General features: G+C 39.7%; 14 protein-coding genes and 2 tRNA genes. 8 read left to right on the top strand and 8 right to left on the bottom strand.

Translation table 11 applies throughout. From position 1 onward, the window contains the following. Nucleotides 1-8: 8 nt before the first annotated feature. The 3 genes from CLV99_RS01520 to CLV99_RS01510 form a co-directional block, all read right to left on the bottom strand. Entirely contained in the window at nt 9-1,916 is a 1,908-nt protein-coding gene (locus CLV99_RS01520) for a DUF3857 domain-containing protein (protein WP_162849975.1), read from the bottom strand. Continuing rightward, nucleotides 1,903-3,885 (bottom strand): DUF3857 and transglutaminase domain-containing protein, encoded by a 1,983-nt coding sequence (locus CLV99_RS01515; RefSeq protein ID WP_133582724.1) that lies wholly within the window; start codon nt 3,883-3,885, stop codon nt 1,903-1,905. The genes CLV99_RS01520 and CLV99_RS01515 overlap by 14 nt, the downstream gene beginning before the upstream one ends. Nucleotides 3,886-3,954: 69 nt before the next feature. Beyond that, nucleotides 3,955-5,733: an ABC transporter ATP-binding protein gene (locus CLV99_RS01510; protein ID WP_133582723.1), complete on the bottom strand. Its 1,779-nt coding sequence runs from the start codon at nt 5,731-5,733 to the stop codon at nt 3,955-3,957. Nucleotides 5,734-5,908: 175 nt separating this feature from the next. Here CLV99_RS01510 and CLV99_RS01505 point away from each other — a divergent pair, with 175 nt between their 5' ends. From CLV99_RS01505 to CLV99_RS01475, 7 genes are all read left to right on the top strand, one after another. Beyond that, nucleotides 5,909-6,976, top strand: a complete 1,068-nt coding sequence (locus tag CLV99_RS01505; protein WP_133582722.1) for a Glu/Leu/Phe/Val family dehydrogenase — start codon at nt 5,909-5,911, stop codon at nt 6,974-6,976. A gap of 49 nt (nt 6,977-7,025) precedes the next feature. Next, a complete protein-coding gene (gene nusB / locus CLV99_RS01500; protein ID WP_162849974.1) occupies nt 7,026-7,973 on the top strand; it encodes a transcription antitermination factor NusB in 948 nt (315 codons plus the stop codon). A 3-nt stretch (nt 7,974-7,976) separates the two neighbouring features. Beyond that, entirely contained in the window at nt 7,977-8,426 is a 450-nt protein-coding gene (locus CLV99_RS01495) for a DUF1573 domain-containing protein (RefSeq protein WP_133582721.1), read from the top strand. A 33-nt stretch (nt 8,427-8,459) separates the two neighbouring features. Then, the gene (yajC, locus tag CLV99_RS01490; RefSeq protein WP_133582720.1) at nt 8,460-8,780 is read left to right on the top strand and encodes a preprotein translocase subunit YajC; all 321 of its coding nucleotides are present in this window, start codon (nt 8,460-8,462) and stop codon (nt 8,778-8,780) included. Nucleotides 8,781-8,981: 201 nt separating this feature from the next. Beyond that, complete coding sequence (locus tag CLV99_RS01485) at nt 8,982-9,929, top strand: CdaR family protein (RefSeq protein WP_133582719.1); 948 nt, start codon at nt 8,982-8,984, stop codon at nt 9,927-9,929. A gap of 6 nt (nt 9,930-9,935) precedes the next feature. Continuing rightward, complete coding sequence (gene coaE, locus CLV99_RS01480; RefSeq protein WP_133582718.1) at nt 9,936-10,535, top strand: dephospho-CoA kinase; 600 nt, start codon at nt 9,936-9,938, stop codon at nt 10,533-10,535. Next, a complete protein-coding gene (locus tag CLV99_RS01475) occupies nt 10,523-11,473 on the top strand; it encodes an MBL fold metallo-hydrolase (RefSeq protein WP_133582717.1) in 951 nt (316 codons plus the stop codon). Before coaE ends, CLV99_RS01475 begins: the two co-directional genes overlap by 13 nt. 49 nt (nt 11,474-11,522) lie before the next feature. Here the strand turns inward: CLV99_RS01475 and CLV99_RS01470 are convergent. Both CLV99_RS01470 and CLV99_RS01465 read right to left on the bottom strand, forming a co-directional pair. Then, nucleotides 11,523-11,595: transfer RNA gene (locus CLV99_RS01470), tRNA-Phe, on the bottom strand. Between the two features lie 40 nt (nt 11,596-11,635). Then, nucleotides 11,636-11,711, bottom strand: a tRNA-Phe gene (locus CLV99_RS01465). A gap of 186 nt (nt 11,712-11,897) precedes the next feature. Here CLV99_RS01465 and mnmA point away from each other — a divergent pair. Next, a complete protein-coding gene (gene mnmA / locus CLV99_RS01460) occupies nt 11,898-12,989 on the top strand; it encodes a tRNA 2-thiouridine(34) synthase MnmA (RefSeq protein ID WP_133582716.1) in 1,092 nt (363 codons plus the stop codon). 102 nt (nt 12,990-13,091) lie between these two features. On the opposite strand, the gene rimK is transcribed toward mnmA, so the two are convergent. From rimK to CLV99_RS01445, 3 genes are read right to left on the bottom strand one after another with little or no spacing between them, the layout of a single operon-like run. Beyond that, nucleotides 13,092-14,024, bottom strand: coding sequence for a 30S ribosomal protein S6--L-glutamate ligase (gene rimK / locus CLV99_RS01455; protein ID WP_133582715.1), 933 nt, complete (start codon nt 14,022-14,024; stop codon nt 13,092-13,094). A gap of 49 nt (nt 14,025-14,073) precedes the next feature. Next, nucleotides 14,074-14,505 (bottom strand): ATP-dependent zinc protease family protein, encoded by a 432-nt coding sequence (locus CLV99_RS01450; RefSeq protein ID WP_133582714.1) that lies wholly within the window; start codon nt 14,503-14,505, stop codon nt 14,074-14,076. A gap of 5 nt (nt 14,506-14,510) precedes the next feature. Further along, nucleotides 14,511-15,689: an AIR synthase related protein gene (locus CLV99_RS01445; protein ID WP_133582713.1), complete on the bottom strand. Its 1,179-nt coding sequence runs from the start codon at nt 15,687-15,689 to the stop codon at nt 14,511-14,513. Between the last annotated feature and the right edge of the window lie 127 nt (nt 15,690-15,816).

Raw genomic sequence — 15,816 nt, 5'->3', positions numbered from 1 at the left:
TAAAAATATTAATCTGTTGCAAGTGTAAGCGTAAACTTTCCCCGATCAGATTCCGAAACCTCTCGCATAAAGTTGTAGAATTGTACATAGCTTTCGGGTTGGTAAGTACCTTCTTTAACTTCTAGTTTACGATAATATAGAAGCTTATCATCTTTCAAGCTGATTCTAAGATGATAGGTACCCATAGGAGAGTTTATAACTTTCGTTATCGGCTGAAATCCATCTTTAATCTTCTCGTCCATACTATAACTAATGCTATCAATATCTGTATAGCCCCGGTTGATGCGAAGGGGATTTATCCTGTTTTTTGATTCAGGGATAGCTTTGGCTACATTGAAAATATTTGGATGGAATACAAGCTGATCCTTATTCTTTGCAATATAGTTTTTTATAAAGATGTCCATTTTTTCAATAACTGTCGGTTCTGTCTGATCTTCTATGCTATACGCATTATTTGAAAAGCTAATGTTGTCAATGTCATAAAAACGCTTTAGTAATTCTTGTCGTTCACGTTGCACCTTAGAGACATTTTCAAAATGATTGTCAAATTGAGTTCCGGTAAATCTTGTTGTTATACTTCCTTCGATATTACCTGTCTGTCGTATGTTAATATGTCCTGTTCGGCTTTGCAAATTCTTAGTCGAGGGATATTGAGTTGTTCGCAGTATTTTCCCTCCGTCAGGCGTGCAAGCAAGAACTAGCCTGTCGTCCGTAAATTCGCCGAGGTAACCGAAGGGGTGTTTGTTACTTGTACACTCAATCCAGGTCGTGTCTTTTTCTAAAGGAAGGCATAGTATAATATGATTACCATCAACGGCATTTGCAAAATCAATATCTAGATTTTTTTTTTGATGACCAGCCTCTACAATGCAGTATAGAGATTCGATACCCGCTTCTTTTAATAAGGCTTGGGTGTAATTTACGAGAGCTTTACAGTCTCCATATCCAAGTTGTTCTACGTAAGAAGCTGGATAAGGCTCAAGCCCTCCGATTCCTATTTGTATACTAACATATCGTGTTTTACTCTGCATATAGGCGAATAGTACTTTAGCTTTTTCCTTGTCTGAATCTAGATGTGCTGTAAGTTCTTTTACCTTATTTTTAGTTTCGGGAGATAGTTCTTGCTTACCCATCAGAAGATTTTCATACATCCATTTTCCAAAATCAGACCAGTTTTTTACAGTTCCTTTTTTTCTGAAGTAGTGAAAGTTTTCAGGGACAGCCTTGACCAAGATGGCATCTTGCCGATCAAATGGTTTTAGGGGTTCTTCTTTTCGTGCTTTTATATTTTTTGCAGTCCATTTATAAGTTTTCGATTTTTCTGTTGTCGTTATATGAGCAGATTGAGGTGTATTCTCCGCTTTTATCCGCAAAGATTGATCTGGTTTACAGCTTAGCTCATATGTACTACTGATAACAGCAAGATCAGACAGGTAGTCCGGTTGCCAGTACGGAATAAATAGGTTTTGGTTGTGTTTTACCTCATAGCTATATACAATGGTATAAGGGAAGGTATGTGAGTTTGGGGTATAATGTTTGAACCGTATATCATCAAACATACTGACTTGACTTGTTGCACTGTAATCTTTGAAATCCTTCTGATTGAATTTGTTAATTTGATTGCCGAACTCATCTAGGATCTGCCCCTTGATATCTTTGATTGTTTTGCTTTTGTCATAGTATAAAACCAGTTCTGCATGTTTTTCTCCTGCTTTGTTAAGTATTGTTATCACTTTGCGAACGGTTTGTAATGCGTTTGAATAATCTACATCAAAGGATATATGCTCTTCTTGTACGACAGCATTAGCGCGGCTTAAGAGATCTTTTGATATGTCCGTCACCATGTATTTTTGAGCATCTGCTTTTAGGATGCAAGAAGTCATTAATAGGGTGAAAATAATTCTATAGAGAAGCATTAGCATTGTAATTGAATGAATGGTCTATCTTTAGCTGTTGTATAACTCTTGAAAACAACTCTTTTAATCCGAAATATTCATCTGTATTGTATATAGCTTTTTTAAGTGATAGATGCTGCGCAACATGTAGGCTATCGTCTATGAGTTCACTTTTATAGTTGTAACGGGCCGTAGCCTCCGGTAATACAAAACTTACATTTTTTGGTGAGGTCTTTATATTGCTTCCTTTGGGAAGCTTTATTGTTATTGTATGACTCTCATCTCTCCTTGAACCTATATCTACATGGTAGTTTCTTTCATCGAGATTAAAAGGGTTTTTTATAGTTCGGTTTATAAATATAGGGTTGAAATAGAAGGTGTTTCCTTTTATTTCATCGCACAGTTTGATTTCTATAGCGAAGTTTTCAATAAGAGAAATTTCATTGTTATCCAGATTTTCTATGTTGAGTTCTTTTACAGTCATACTTGTCAATTGCTCGTCAATAGCTTCCTGGTATTCTTCTGCTGAAGGATACTCAAGTATGTTTCTGCGTTTACTTACGGCATCCATTCCGTTGTACATTATAGTGAGGTTACCTTTTAACACACCGCTAGGCTCTAGTGAACCATCGAAATTGTAATGAGTTGATGATATTTGATTGTTGATTAAAGGAATCCATTCCGAGGATTTTTTAGAAAAAATAATCCGACCTTTTTCGTTAATACAGCGCATAGGAAGTTGGCCAAAAGGAAGTAGAGGGTCTGTCGCATCTGCTAGGTAGGTTTGGTCCTGGATTTTAACTCCTGCTATTACATAATTAAAATCAGAGATAACGGGATGGAGGCTGTTCGGTAGTCCGTTATCTCGTGTAGAAACAAGGATAGGGTAGGATTCTATGCCCGCTGCATTGAGTGCCGTGATCAGAGTGAGGTTGATATCTGCTGAGTTTCCATTTTTGCTTTTCAAGGCGTCTTCAATACCATGTTGTGCATATTTTCCATATGTATTGTTCCATTTTATGTTCTTTTGAACCCATCTGAATACACTTTTAGCTTTATCAAGTTGATTATAAGAGGTGTCTCCTAATTTGGTCAGCGTTTCCTCAAGTAGATTTGTTTTCTTTAATTGTCCTCCAAAATCTTTATCTGTCATGAGTTCTCTGTCGACATCACTCCATTTTTTTGTAAAAGATTTGATACCTCCCCCCGACATAGCCATTTCTTCTAGCTCAAAGCTGACAGCCGAAATGTAGTTTTTCGGAGCTAGCATATAAGCCTCCGCTTTGAAGGCTGGTATACTTTCCATAAAGTAGGTGATGTCAGAGCAGTCTATTTTGTTGCCATTTAAAACTAGGCACTCGCGTTGTAGTTTTGATTTTGTGTCAGAAAGTTTTAGTGGACCTTTTAATGTAATGTTGTATTTATATATAGCCGGGATCAGTACGCGATAGTCACTTTTTAGTTTTGGAATATCTGTTTGGAATTGCCAGGATCTAAAGTTGAATATATCTGGAGAAACCAACGTGTATTCAAGTTCTATTATCGACCCAGTCTGAATATCCGGCATCGTAAATTTGTTTAATTTTACAAAATCGCTTTTATGTTCAAGGAAGATGTCTTTGTTTTTGAGGGGGATGTTTTCGATTTTACCGTTTACAAGGTTATACGTAGTCGCTTTTATATTTGTTATATATTCAAAGGTAGAACCATATTTATACAATGGAATTGTGAAGTTAGCATGTTCATAACCCTCCTTTGTTAGGATTTTGAGTCGGGTTTTGTAGTGGTGGAATACCATTAAGGAGCGATCGGACTCGCTTTTATCAATCTGAGTCTTGCCATGTTCAAAGAGAGTTATGGCGTGTGCACTAGAATCTATATCATATACTTTTGTTTCAAAATCGGAGGGACTTATTGTAGGAGTGCCCTCAAATTGCGCCATCAAGCTTGCTGAAGACAACGTAAAAAGAGCTAAAAGAATATATCTCATAACTGAACAAGTGGGTTGGTATCTTCCCGAAAGGTAGTTAAATATTACCCGAATTGCAAGCTGCAATTGTTACTCCGTACTCTGCAGTAACTGTTTTTCATATAGTTCTGCATATTCTCCGTTGGCCGTTAATAAGCTGCTATGATTTCCTTCTTCTATTATTTTCCCATTTTCAAGAACGATAATGTGGTCTGCGTTCTTTATTGTGGAGATACGGTGCGCTATAAATATTGTTGTTTTGTTCCGCATGATACGTCCCAGGTTGTGCAGTATCTCCTCTTCTGTTTTAGTGTCGACTGCAGAAAGACAGTCATCAAATATCAACATTTGAGGATCTTTTACCAATGCTCGGGCGATGGACAACCGTTGTTTTTGGCCACCAGAAAGTGTTAGCCCCCGTTCACCTATGTGAGTCTGAAATCCCTCTTCAAAAGCAGCGATGTTTTCATATACAGCAGCATCTTTTGCTGCTACTTCAACTTTGTCGATTTCACAGGTATCCAGGCCGAAGGCGATATTATTGGCAATAGTGTCCGAGAATAGAAAAACCTGTTGCGGAACAAAGCCTATTTGATGACGTAGTGACTTTATATTCAATTCTTTTATGTCTTTTCCATCAAACGTTATTTCGCCCTGGTCGGCGTCATACATTCTCAGGAGGAGGTTGGCCAGTGTCGATTTACCAGAGCCAGTCTTCCCGATTATCGCTAGTGTCTGTCCTGCTTTTATATCGATGTTTATATTGTTCAGTGCTTGAATACCAGTCTCGGGATAGGTGAATGATAGGTTTTTGATACGGATATTTCCAGCTAGTTGATCTGTTATTTTTCCACTGATGATTTCTGGTTTTGTGTTCAAAAACTCATTTATCCGTTTTTGAGAGGCTGCTGCTCGTTGTATAAGCGAGGTTACCCAGGCTAATGCCATAGCGGGAAAGGTAAGCTGATTTACATACATGATAAACTCTGCTATATTACCAGCAGTGATAGTTCCTTTGTTGACTTCGATACCACCGATATACACAGTGATTATTGTACTGAAACCTACCAAGAATATAATTAGCGGAAAGAATATCGCTTGTACTTTTACAAGGTCAAGAGAACTGTTCCTATAGACATTGCTCTCGTGTGCAAATTCAGCCATTTTTTGTTCTTCTCTTACATAGGTTTTTATCACCCGTATACCAGAGAATGTTTCCTGCACAAAAGAGGAGAGTTTTGACAGTTGCGCTTGGATTTTGGTACTACGCTTGTTTATTATACGGTTTACCAATAGAATAATCAATGATATTATTGGAATTGGCAATAGTGCGTAGGTTGCCAAAGTAGGATTTACATCATACATCGCATATATGATCATCACAGAAAGTGTTACCGTGTTGATGGCATACATTATCGCTGGACCAAGGTAGTTACGAACCTGGTTTACATCTTCCGTAGCACGATTCATTAGGTCACCCGTGTTGTTCTTTCTGAAAAAAGAGAAATCCAGCTCTTGATAGTGATTGTATATCTCGTTTTTTAGGTCATATTCAATATGTCTGGAGATAAGTATGATCGACTGTCGCATCAAGAATAGAAAAATTCCTCTAAGTAGTGCGAGTACAAGGACTACAACCCCGAAAAAAAGTAAGCTGCTTCCGAAGACTTGATAGATTAGGCTTTGGCGTTCGAAACCATCATACAGCCTGTATAAGTCTATGTTTTCCTTGACTAGGTCAAAAGCTTCGCGTATTACTTTTGCTGGTAGTATTCCAAAGTAGTTAGAAATAATAACAAAGATTACACCTGGGATTAATCTCCATTTGTATTTGTAGAAATATTTATTGAGGTAGGATAGTTCTTTCATGTTGTGTCTCTATTACAAATGTAATGGTTTCGGTTTAATATCTTTTGGCTGTTTCTTTCTAATTCGTCATATAATTCTGTAAAAGCGACATATTTCAATAAATCACGGATAAAACGAATTAATTTTTTATTTTTGTGAAGCTTTTTAGAATAGTTTTTGAATTATTTTTTTTGATATGCAAAACGCTTCAGTTTTCGATTTGATGGCCTCTTCAGAGCATCAGAATTTGTTTTTTTGCAATGACCCATCGGTCGGCCTGAAGGCCATCATTGCAATTCATGACACGACTCTAGGTCCTGCTATTGGAGGAGTTAGGATGCTACCTTACGAGTCAGAAGGAGAGGCTGTCGAGGATGCGTTGCGTCTATCGAAAGCAATCACCTATAAATCTTCATTAGCTGGATTAAACTTAGGAGGTGGATGTGCTGTCATCATCGGTAATAATCGTACCGAAAAATCTGAAGTATTGATGCGTCGCTTTGGCAAATTTGTCAAAGGTTTGAACGGTAACTTTATCGCTTCCATCGATGTCGGAACCACACAAAAAGATTTAGAATATATTCATGCCGAGACGGATTACGTAGCAGGGCTTCCTACCTCTATGAATGGAGGTGGTGATACTACTGTTTTTGCTGCTCGTGGTGTTTTTTATGGAATTAAAGCTTCAATAAAGGAATTGTACGGTGATGATTCCCTTGCCGGCCGTAAGATTGCTGTTCAGGGGGTTGGGTCAGTAGGAGAGCAGTTGGTTTCCATGTTGCGCGCCGAGAATGCAAGGGTTTATGTGTCGGACATGACCGAAGAGCGTAAGATGAAAGTTGCTGCCAAGTATAAAGCTGAGCCGATTCAATACGCGACGAGCTATGAATTGGATGTTGATGTGTATGCCCCTTGTGCATTAGGAGGTACAGTTAATGTGGATACAGTGCCCAAAATGCGATGCAAAATTATTGCAGGATCTGCCAATAACCAATTGAAAGATGAGGAGCGTACTATTCAATTGTTAAAAGAACACAATATCCTTTATACCCCTGATTTTTTAATTAATTCAGGAGCGTTGATTAGTTGTTATTCAGAGTTAGAGGGCTACGGTACGGATCGTACGGAGTCTTTGATACGTAATATATATAGCGCTACGCGCCACGTCTTACAGACGTCTAGAGAAGAAGATATTACTACATTCCAAGCGGCCAAGCAGTTGGCAGAAAAGCGTATTTCAGATATGGCTAAGCTTAGGAGATAGGATCTATTCTTAGATTATCGTTCTTATAAAATTATCGTTCTTATTACATATGTTAAACAGAAGACACCTTAGAGTTAAGGTATTGCAGACGCTTTACGCGTACAGTTTATCCGAGGATAAACAGGTTAAAGGTTTTGAAAAAGCACTTTTCAAGAATGTCGAAGAGGTCAATGAGATGTATATCTGGACATTGAACCTATTGGATGAGGTAGCAGAGTATGTGGTTTTGGATCAGGAGAGTCGTGCAGCTAAGTTTCTGCCTACCGAACAGGATAAAATCTTAACTGCAAAGTTGAATAGTAACACCTTTATTGAGTCGTTACGTCAAAATCGGACATATTTGGAGTTGGTTAAAAAATATAACGTGTCTTGGGGATTTGACCCAGAGATTGTTCGTTCTATTTTTGCTCAGCTTAAGGATTCCCCAGCTTATTTGGAATATTTAGCTTCAACGGACCACAGTATCAATGCAGAGAAAGATATTATTAGATATATCTTCAAGAAAATAATACTTAAATCTGTAGATATTGAACAGGTTTTCGAGGATAAATTTATCAATTGGCCCGTCGACAAAGAAGTTCTTCAGGCAATGATTGCTAAGACCTTTAAAAACTTTAGCTCAGAGAATCCTTCACAAAATAAGTTGGCCGATCTTACACCGAGCTGGGATGAAGATGAAGAGTTTATTTCCGAGTTACTGAAGACATCTATCCGTTACGGAGAAGAGTATCAGGCTCTGATTGCGGCAAAAACAAAGAACTGGGAAGCTGATCGTATTGCGTTAATGGACATTCTATTGATGCGTATGGCAATCAGTGAATTGATAAACTTCCCCTCTATACCGGTGAAGGTAACAATAAATGAATATATTGAACTTTCTAAGTCGTTCAGTACATTGAAGAGTAATACTTTTATTAATGGTATTTTAGATAAGATCCTAGCTGACTTAACGAAAGAAGGACGTATTCGGAAAGCAGGTAGGGGATTAAAAGATTAACTTATGGTATTTAAAAACACGCTTTTGGCTTTTGCCATCATTGGGTTATTGGTAGGTTGCGGTAATCAAAGTGCGACCAAGACAGAACAAAATGTGGAACAACCTGTAGCCTCCACAACTGATACAACAGCTTCCAAGCAGCAGGGGATTATCGAATTTGAGGAGTCTGCCTTTGATTTTGGTAAGGTAAAAGAAGGAGCAGTAGTGGAACATATCTTTAAGTTCAAGAATACGGGAGCTGCTCCGGTTATCTTGTCTCAGGTTTCGGCCTCCTGTGGGTGTACTACACCAGATTTTACCAAAGAGCCGGTTTTGCCTGGCAAAGTTGGTGAGATTAAAGTGAGTTTTAATAGTTTAGGGCAAGTGGGCAATCAGCAGAAGATTGTAACAGTAAGCTCTAACGCAGAAAATAGAGTGACAACAATCCAGATCAAAGGAGTTGTCGAAGAATAGAAAACAGTAATCAATAACTAAATAAATAATAAAATGATATCAACATTTTTTTTACAAGCTGCAGGTGGTGGCGGAATCATGAGTTTCTTACCAATGATTTTAATCGTTGTTGTATTTTATTTCTTCATGATCAGACCGCAGATGAAAAAGCAGAAAGATCACAAGAAATATATTCAGGAGTTAGATGTTAATTCGAAGGTAGTAACTACAGCGGGTATACATGGACGTATCGTTGAGGTTAGTGAGTCTACTTTTTTGATCGATGTAGGTTCTGGTGTTAAAATGCGTTTTGACAAATCGGCAATCTCTTTAGATGCATCACGTGCTGCGAATACAGAAGTAAAGAAAGATTAACTTCTCTTACTGCAAAGAATACAGGCCATTCATGTTTTGAATGGCTTTTTTTTCGATAATACAACTCATTTTTTTTAAGTTTGTATTTAAACAATCTAGGTACTACAAGCTGTGTGGGGGTGATTTGAAGGCTTGTTCGAATAGTGTAGAACAAAGAGCCCCCCCCATGTCGACTATAGAGCGTGTAATAATTATTTACCGATGAAACAAAGGAGAATAAATAAAATACAACGGCGTAAAATTTCCATTTTCGTACGTTGCCTTGTTATTTCTTTTGTCGCTTGGTTGCTGATTGCTGTTTCCAATAAATACACCTTTACCGTTAAGGCTGGAATTGAGTATGTCAATATACCAGAGAAGCGAGCATTTCACCCGTTACAATCAGATACCGTTAGTGTACGTATCAAAATGAGCGGTTGGAACGTCCTAATGTCCCGTCTAAACCCTGATACGGCAAATATCCAGGTTGACCTAAGTAGTCTAAGCAGCCGTAATTATATCGTTTTTTCCAATCAGATCGGTTTTATCAATAGACAGTTCCCCGTAGATAAACAAGTCATCAGTGTGGGACCGGATACCTTGTATTTTGATTTTTCCAAACAGACCCAGCGCAAAGTTCCGGTCCGTGTACCAATGCATATTGGCTTTAAAAAACAATATGGTGTGGTTGGGCCTACACGTACCAGTCCGGAATATGTGACGATTACCGGGCCATTGGAAGATGTTGCAAATATAGAGTTTCTAGAGACCGATAGTGTGTTTGGTACGCAGGTACATACCGATATCCGAACAGTTTCTAATATCAATAGAAAGCAACGTACCAATGTTACGATCTATCCAACCTTTGCGGAGGTGACCATTCCCATAGGTGAATTGACAGAAAAGATCATCGAAATTCCTATAAAAGTAGAGAATGAAGGACGCTATACTTCGGTCCGGACTATTCCTAGTAAGGTGACCGTTACGACATTGGTTTCTTTAAAGGATTTCAGCAAATGGACTGCCCGCGATTTTGAAGCTATTGTCGATCTGGATAATTGGGCTGAAAATCGAGTGAAAAGCTTGCCTATCCTGATGACCAAAGTTCCTGATTATGTTAAAATCATAAAAATAGAGCCTCAGAATGTCGATTTCTTCGTTCGTAAATAAGTCACAATGGGAATAAAAGTTGGTATTACAGGAGGGATTGGTTCAGGTAAGAGCTATATATCCCGCATTTTTAAGGCTATGGGCGTTCCTTTTTACGACGCGGATAAAGAAGCCAAGCAACTTATGAATCAGGATCCCCGTATACACCAAGGATTAGTGGATGCATTCGGCGAAGCCGTGTATCAGTCCGACGGAACACTGGATCGGAAATGGTTGTCCATACAGGTCTTTAATAATAATGATAAATTACAGCTATTGAATAGTATTGTTCACCCTGTAGTCATCAGACATGGGCAGGAATGGGCAATGCGGCAGACTGCAGCTTATAGCCTTAAGGAGGCTGCACTACTAGTAGAGAGCGGATCCTATAAGAGCTTAGATTGTCTTATTTTAGTATCAGCTCCAGAGGAGCTAAGGATTGAACGTGTTATGCACAGAGATGGCGTATCGCGTGAGGAAGTCCAAGGGCGAATAGATAAGCAGATGCCCGAGTCTGAAAAAAAGAAGTATGCGGATTTCATTGTTCATAATGACGGGGTGAGCCCCTTGTTGCCGCAGATATTATATATACACCAACAGATTTTACAAAGAAAATGGTCGAAATAATTGACGACTTTTTAGTGGAGACCGCTCTAGGATTCTATTGTCGGTACGGAGATTTTTATATTGATCCCAAGCAGCCTGTACAGAAGGCTGTCATTTCCCATGCCCATGGTGATCACGCGGTCCCAGGAAATCGGAATGTATACTGTACAGCTGCTACAGCTGCTTTTATGCAGTATCGTTTTACCAGGCATACCCAGTCAAGCTATTTCATTAAAGGGTTTGACGAGAGCTTTGATTTAAATGGTGTAGCGGTTACTTTCATCCCTGCAGGACATATATTAGGGTCTGCTCAGGTGTTGATGGTTTTCAAAGGCGTGCGCTATCTCTATACGGGGGATTATAAGCTCCAAGAGGACGCGACCTGCGAGCCTATAGCTTATGTCAAGGCCGATGTATTGATTACGGAGACTACGTTTGCAGACCCCGCTGTTATGCATCCAGATCCAATAGAAGAGATTAAAAAGCTAAAGGCAGTATCGACGCATATTATGCTTGGGTGTTATGCGCTAGGCAAGTCTCAACGACTTACGCATTTGCTCAATACCTATTGTCCGGAAAAGACAGTGCTCCTGCATCACAGCATGCTACCTTTGCATCGTATCTATGACGATTTGGGCTTTGTTAAGTTAAATTACGAACCCTATCAACGGAAATCATTAAAAGAAGGGAGAGATAAGGTGTATCTCGTACCTCCTATGACCTTCAATCATTATATAAGGGCCAAGAATGTAGTTCGTGTTTTTGCTTCAGGATGGAAGCGATTACAGCGGCAGAATGATCTTTCTCTTTATATTTCTGATCATATCGACTGGGCAGATTTACTGACTTACATTGGTCAAGTAGAGCCAACCGAGATTTGGACAGTTCATGGTGAAGGGGCACACTTACGTGAGTTCTATAGTGACAGGATGAAAGTCCGGAATATTTTAAAAGGATAGGACAGGGAAGAAATAAAAAAAGACTATCTTATGGGATAGTCTTTTTTTGTGGTGCCAGCTGGATTCGAACCAGCGACACAAGGATTTTCAGTCCTTTGCTCTACCAACTGAGCTATGGCACCTTACCAAGTTTTTATTTTGAATCTGTTACTTGTCAGATTTTGGTGGTGCCAGCTGGATTCGAACCAGCGACACAAGGATTTTCAGTCCTTTGCTCTACCAACTGAGCTATGGCACCTTTTTTTGCAATCCGTTTTACCGTTCTTGCGATGCAAATATAGCTTCTCTTTTTGGATTCTAAAACATTTCTACAAAAAAAAATGCGATATATCTACAATCGATTGATTTTGATAGAGATAAAATTACACGAAATAAACACAGGGATAAATGATTTTAGGGTATCTTTGCACTTTATTAAAATAGTATGAGTAAAAAAGGAAGAGTATTAGTGGCTATGAGTGGGGGGGTGGATAGTTCGGTAGCGGCTGTAATGCTACACGAACAAGGTTATGAAGTGATTGGGATAACCATGAAGACTTGGGATTATGCGAACTCTGGAGGTACGTCCAAGGAAACCGGATGCTGTAGCTTGGATAGTATTAATGATGCGCGGTCGCTGGCTGTAAATTATGGTTTTCCCCATTTTATTTTAGATATCCGGAATGAGTTTGGTGATTACGTAATCGATAATTTCGTAGACGAGTATATCGCTGGGCGTACGCCCAATCCCTGTGTATTGTGTAATACCCACATCAAATGGGAGGCACTCATTAAAAGGGCAAATAAGCTAGACTGCGAGTTTATAGCTACAGGACACTACGCCAATATCCGTCAGCACGATAACGGTCGTTATGTGATCTCTAAAGGGCTAGATGAGCACAAGGATCAATCTTATGTTCTTTGGGGGGTTACACAAGAGAATCTTGCCCGTACACAGTTCCCATTGGGAGGTTTCCATAAATCGGAGATTAAGCAGATGGCACTGGATATGGGGCAAAAGGAACTGGCCAATAAATCGGAGAGCTACGAGATCTGTTTTGTTCCGAACAACGACTATAGAGAGTTTCTGAGACATAAAAAGCCAACTTTGGACCAAGAGATCGGTCCGGGTAATTTTTTACTCTCTGATGGTACCGTAGTAGGACAGCATATCGGATATCCTTATTTCACGATTGGACAGCGTAAAGGGTTGGGGATTGCTTTAGGCAAGCCTATGTTTGTCATTGAGATATTGCCAGAGAGTAACTCTGTAGTCTTGGGTGAAGAACACGAGCTGGAGCGTTCGCAAGCTTTTGTCCGCAATATCAATTTAGTAAAGTATGCCTCTTTGGAAGAACCTATGGAGGCGATTACCAAAATCAGGTATAAAGATGCAGGAGCTATCTCTACCTTGACACAGCTTGGAGATATGATGCAGGTCGACTTTCCACATGCGGTCAAAGGAATTGCACCGGGGCAGTCCGCTGTTTTCTATGAAGGCAATGATTTGTTGGGTGGAGGCTTCTTAATGAAGTAACATATACCTCAATAAAAGATTCTTTCGAGACTCTTATAGTAGAAAACCCTCCAAGTTTGTATCCTGGAGGGTTTTCTCGTGTTATATCTAAGTAGGATAAACTTACAGTTTACTTTCTTTTTTTACCTTACGTTTGGTCACAGGTTTAAGCAATTGCTTTGCCTCATATTGTCTTTCAAGATACTTGATGATTTCGGTAGCTATATCTTTGTTTGTAGCCTTCTCAATACCCTCAAGTCCTGGCGACGAGTTCACTTCCAGTATCAACGGTCCTCGAGTAGAGGGAAGCATATCTACCCCAGCCATAGTAAGTCCCATAGCTTTTGCAGCAGCTACAGCAGTTTCTCTTTCCTTACGGGTCAATGTCACAATTTCGGCAGTACCCCCTCGGTGCAGATTGGAGCGAAATTCCCCCTCTTTTGCAGTGCGTTTCATAGCCCCTACGACTTTTCCATCAACTACGAACGCGCGTATGTCCGTTCCTTTTGCTTCTTTGATATATTCTTGTATGAGGATATTATTGCCCAGCCCATAGAATGCTTCTATTACAGAAGAAGCCGCTTTTTTTGTTTCGGCCAATACCACACCAATACCTTGCGTGCCCTCCAATAGCTTGATGACGAGAGGTGCTCCACCGACCATATTAATAAGGTCATCGACATCTGAAGTAGTTCGTGCAAAACCAGTAATAGGGAGTCCTAATCCAGCACCAGAAAGAATCTGCATACATCTCAGCTTATCCCGTGATCGCGTAATAGCCTGGCTAGGATTTGCAGATATCACATCCATGACCTCAAATTGACGTACTATGGCTGATCCATAAAAAGTGACCGAAGCACCGATTCGTGGGATAATAGCATCAATATCCGTTATGTTTTCACCCCTATAATGGATGCTTGGTTTCCCTTGTTGTATTCCTACATAACACTTGCTATGGTCCATCACAATGCATTCGTGACCTCTCGATTGAGCGGCTTCAACGAGACGTTGCGTGGAGTATAAGTTTTTATTTGTAGATAGTATTGCTATTTTCACGAATGTGCGTATTTAAAATATAAAACAAATGGGTAGGCTAAAGGTTTGATTAAAAGCTATTTCTAGCAAGCCCTTTTTTAGAAACATCAACGAGAAATTTTCCGCTGATGAAGTTCCTCCCCAGTAGCATAGGGTAGGACATCGATGACCGATCTCTCAGTGATAGCTTGATATCAAAGAGCTGATCAAACATACGTATTTTAGTCAAAAATATATGGCGCGTTTCCGTTTGGCCAAAAGAGCTTTTGACGACCCGCTCCCTGTGGACGGGGAAGGTCAGGGTTAAAATCTCCTCTTCCTCCAAGTGTGGCTTAATATGACAGTTGATGAACCGATGCCCTTCTTTTTCTATGATTTCGAAGTCTTCGCAATGCAACACCGAGGTCTCGGCCCCGGTGTCGATTTTTGATTCTATATTGTACATCCCCAGTTCGGGAAGGTCCACAATCTCATACCTGCCTATTGTCAGCTTTTCTTTCACGCAGCTTATTCGTAGATAAATGTGCCATAAGGAGAGTTGATAGTGACTTGTTTTTTATCACTTTCTTCCACTCTTCCAATAATTTGAGCTGGTATACCGAAAGATTCTGAAATCTGAATAATGTCGGCAGCTATCTCTTCGGGGACATATAGTTCCATACGGTGTCCCATATTGAATACCTTGTACATTTCCTGCCAATCGGTGTTAGATTCCTTTTGAATCAGGTCAAACAACGGCGGGATCGGGAATAGGTTATCTTTGATAACATGCACATTGTCTACAAAATGAAGAACCTTAGTTTGGGCTCCACCAGAACAATGTACCATTCCGTCGATTTGCTTTCTGTATTTGTCCAGTATAACCTTGATGACAGGTGCATAGGTACGGGTAGGAGAGAGCACAAGCTTACCTGCAGTGATTTCTTCACCTGTTTCTACCTTTACAGTATCGGTCAGCGCTTTACTTCCTGCAAATACCAAGTCATAAGGAACCGCTGGGTCAAAGCTTTCAGCATATTTCTCTGCGATATATTTGCCGAATACATCGTGACGGGCAGAGGTAAGGCCATTAGATCCCATACCTCCATTGTACTCTTTCTCATAGGTCGCTTGCCCATAGGACGCTAATCCCACAATGACATTTCCGCCTTTGATATTATGATTAGAGATCACATCTTCACGTTTCATACGACAGGTGACCGTACTATCTACAATAATGGTACGTACTAGGTCTCCCACGTCTGCAGTTTCTCCTCCTGTAGAATATATACCTATTCCCAGTTCACGTAGTTCAGCAAGGATTTCTTCCGTCCCATTGATGATTTCTGCAATGACTTCACCAGGGATATTGTTTTTATTACGACCTATCGTAGATGACAATATGATATTATCGATTGCGCCTACACAGAGTAGGTCATCTAGATTCATGATGATGGCGTCCTGCGCGATACCTTTCCATACAGAGATATCACCCGTTTCCTTCCAATAGACGTAAGCTAAGGAGGATTTAGTACCGGCACCATCCGCGTGCATGATGTTACACCAATTCTCGTCTGCTCCCAGAATATCAGGAATTATTTTGCAGAAAGCTTTTGGATATAAACCTTTATCGATATTCTTTATCGCATTGTGTACGTCCTCTTTTCCAGCGGACACACCTCTTTGATTGTATTTTAAATCTGACATCTTGCCACAAAAATAAACATTGCTTATGATTATAACTAAAGTTTTTCGGTAAGTATTCGTTTTTTAACCCCAGCAGTACAACTGCTGCCAATACAGCGGTATAGGGGGAACTAAAGTCATTGTTTTT

Origin of the sequence: Sphingobacterium yanglingense (assembly GCF_004363245.1) — a bacterium.
Taxonomy (GTDB): Bacteria; Bacteroidota; Bacteroidia; order Sphingobacteriales; family Sphingobacteriaceae; genus Sphingobacterium; species Sphingobacterium yanglingense.
The sequence above is the reverse complement of the archived record's forward strand: the minus strand, read 5'-3'. Positions and strand labels throughout refer to the sequence as shown.